Source organism: Actinomadura sp. KC345, assembly GCF_004348515.1.
Taxonomy (GTDB): domain Bacteria; phylum Actinomycetota; class Actinomycetes; order Streptosporangiales; family Streptosporangiaceae; genus Spirillospora.
Map to the genome: position 1 here is coordinate 1 of NZ_SMKH01000522.1, position 2,408 is coordinate 2,408.

Annotated in this window: 3 protein-coding genes; all 3 read left to right on the top strand. The window is 72.4% G+C overall.

Going from position 1 to position 2,408, the window contains the following annotated elements:
* Positions 1-314 precede the first annotated feature (314 nt).
* The 3 genes from E1281_RS39135 (at position 315) to E1281_RS39145 (ending at position 2,077) form a co-directional block, all read left to right on the top strand.
* Entirely contained in the window at positions 315-668 is a 354-nt protein-coding gene (locus E1281_RS39135; RefSeq protein ID WP_131884733.1) for a hypothetical protein, read from the top strand.
* Between the two features lie 86 nt (positions 669-754).
* Complete coding sequence (locus E1281_RS39140) at positions 755-1,078, top strand: DUF3817 domain-containing protein (RefSeq protein WP_131884734.1); 324 nt, start codon at positions 755-757, stop codon at positions 1,076-1,078.
* Between the two features lie 75 nt (positions 1,079-1,153).
* Complete coding sequence (locus tag E1281_RS39145) at positions 1,154-2,077, top strand: helix-turn-helix domain-containing GNAT family N-acetyltransferase (protein ID WP_131884735.1); 924 nt, start codon at positions 1,154-1,156, stop codon at positions 2,075-2,077.
* The last annotated feature ends 331 nt before the right edge of the window (positions 2,078-2,408 follow it).

A 2,408-nucleotide genomic window follows, 5' to 3' on the forward strand; every position in this document is an offset into this window, starting at 1 on the left:
GGGAGTCCACGACGGGGAGGCCCACCGCCTTGGCCGTCCGGGCGCGGGCGGCGGGGGTGTCGCGGAAGTGCAGCGAGACGACGCCCGCCTCGGTCACCGCGACGAGCAGGCGGCCGAGCACGGTGTCGACCGTGCCGAACGCGAGGGTCTTGGTCATCGTGCGCTCCTTCCGGTGTGTTCAGCGTCCCATGCGGGTCCGACCTTCCTTCCAACACCGCCGTCCCTCCTCACGTTGCAAGGTGCGGTGGACGCCCTTGATGTGCCGGGACGGGGTCGTGAGCGGGTCACGCGGACCCGGGGGTAGGCTCAGGGTTGTGCGACGGTTCCTCACCCCAGGCTGGCTCGCGCTGCATGTGCTCGCGATCGTTCTGTGCGGCGCGTTCCTCGGCTTCGGCTGGTGGCAGTTCGACCGCGCCCAGAGCGGCAACGACCGCAGCTGGGCCTACACCTTCGAGTGGCCGATCTTCGCGCTCTTCGTGGTCGTCATGTGGGTCAAGATGATCCGCGACGAGCGGGCGGGCGTCGCCCCGGCGCCCAAGGAGATCGAGGAGCCCGCGGAGGCCGAGGTCAAGCGGGAGATCATCCGGCAGCAGGAGGAAGAGGACCCCGCGCTCGCCGCCTACAACCGCTACCTCGCGCGGCTCGGCTCCGGCGGCGCGCGCCGCTGACCCGGCCATGTGGCCGCTGCGGTCCGTCCCCTGCGGGCGGTCCCGCCAAGACCGTCCCGTGCGGACGTCGACGAAAGGTGTGATCTGTGGAAGGCGCGGTGACCAGGTACCGGATCCTGGCGGTGGTGGTCGGCACGCTGCTGGTGCTGCTGACGATCGGCATGGTCCTGAAGTACGGGCCGACCGACATGCCGGAGATGGTGGCCGTCGTCTCGCCGCTCCATGGCTTCTTCTACATGGTCTACCTGGCGGGCGCCTACGACCTGTGGCGGCGGACCGGCTGGCCGCTGAGCAGGATGGCCGTGATCGTGCTCGGCGGCATCGTGCCGCTGATGACCTTCGTCGTCGAGCGCAGGATCGTCCAGGACGCGCGGGCCCTGGGCGGCGCGAAGGCCGAAGCGAGCGCCTGACGGCCGTCGTCCCGCACTGGATGGGCGCCGCCGCGTCCCCTAATATTTGACCGAGTCAAACGTTAGGAGGCGGGCATGGCGGTGACCGTGGAGGAGATCGGCACGGTCCGGTCGTTCAACCGGTTCTACACCGGGGTGATCGGCGTGCTCGGGGAAGGGCTCGTCCAGACGCCGTACTCCCTCACCGAGGCCTGGGTGATCTTCGAGTTGGCCCAGGAGGCCGACACCGAGGTCCTCGCGCTGCGCCGCGCGCTCGGCCTCGATCCGGGCTACCTCAGCCGGATGCTGGCCCGGTTCGAGGCCGACGGGCTGGTCGAGCGGGAACGGGCGGCCGGCGACGGCCGCCGGCGGATCGTCCGGCTCACCCCGCGGGGCCGCGAGGTGTTCGGCATGCTCGACGAGCGGTCGGTCGCCGACATCCGCGGAATGCTGGACGGGCTGCCCGACGGCGACCGGCGGCGCCTCCTGGCCGCGATGCGCTCGATCCACGAGGTCCTCGGAGATCGTCCCCGCGCCGGCGGCCTCGTCCTGCGTCCCCTGCGCCAAGGGGATCTCGGCTGGGTGGTGGAGCGCAACGGCGCCCTCTACGACGAGGAGTGCGGCTGGGACCGCACCTATGAGGCGCTCGTCGCCGAGGTCGTCGCCGATTACGTCCGGGACCACGACCCGGAGCGGGAGAACGCCTGGATCGCCGAGGCCGGCGGTGTCCGCGTGGGCGGTGTCTTCTGCGTCCGCCGGGACGACGACGTGGCGCAGTTGCGGCTGCTGCACGTCGAGCCGGACACCCGCGGCATGGGCGTCGGGGCCGCGCTGGTCGGAGAGTGCGTCCGCTTCGCCGCCGACGCCGGGTACTCCGAGATCATGCTGTGGACGACCGCGCTCCAGCGTCCGGCGCACCGCGTCTACGAGCGGGCCGGATTCACTCTGGAAGAGGAGGAGCCCCCGGTGGAACGCTTCGGGGACGTCGTCCACGGGCAGGTCTGGCGCCGGAAACTGTGAACCGGGGCCCGTGGGGGCGTGGCGCCTCCACGGGCCCGGCTCCGCAGTGATCCCTGCCGAACGCCTCCCTGGGTGATCCGCACCGGGGGAAGCGTTCACTGCGCAGGCGGCCGGGACGGGGGTCGGACGGAGTTCCGGCCGCCGATGGTTCACCGGCTGGACGCCGGTTCGTCTCGGGACTGGCTCCCACCTCCCTTCCGCTCGGGCCGTCCGGGCGGCCCGTCCGGCGCCCGGGGAAGGACGCCGCCTCGGCGTCCGGATGACGGAGGCCGGGCCGGCGGCACGGCTCGGGTGGTGCCGCCGGCCCGGCTCGCGGGGGACGCCGGTGCCG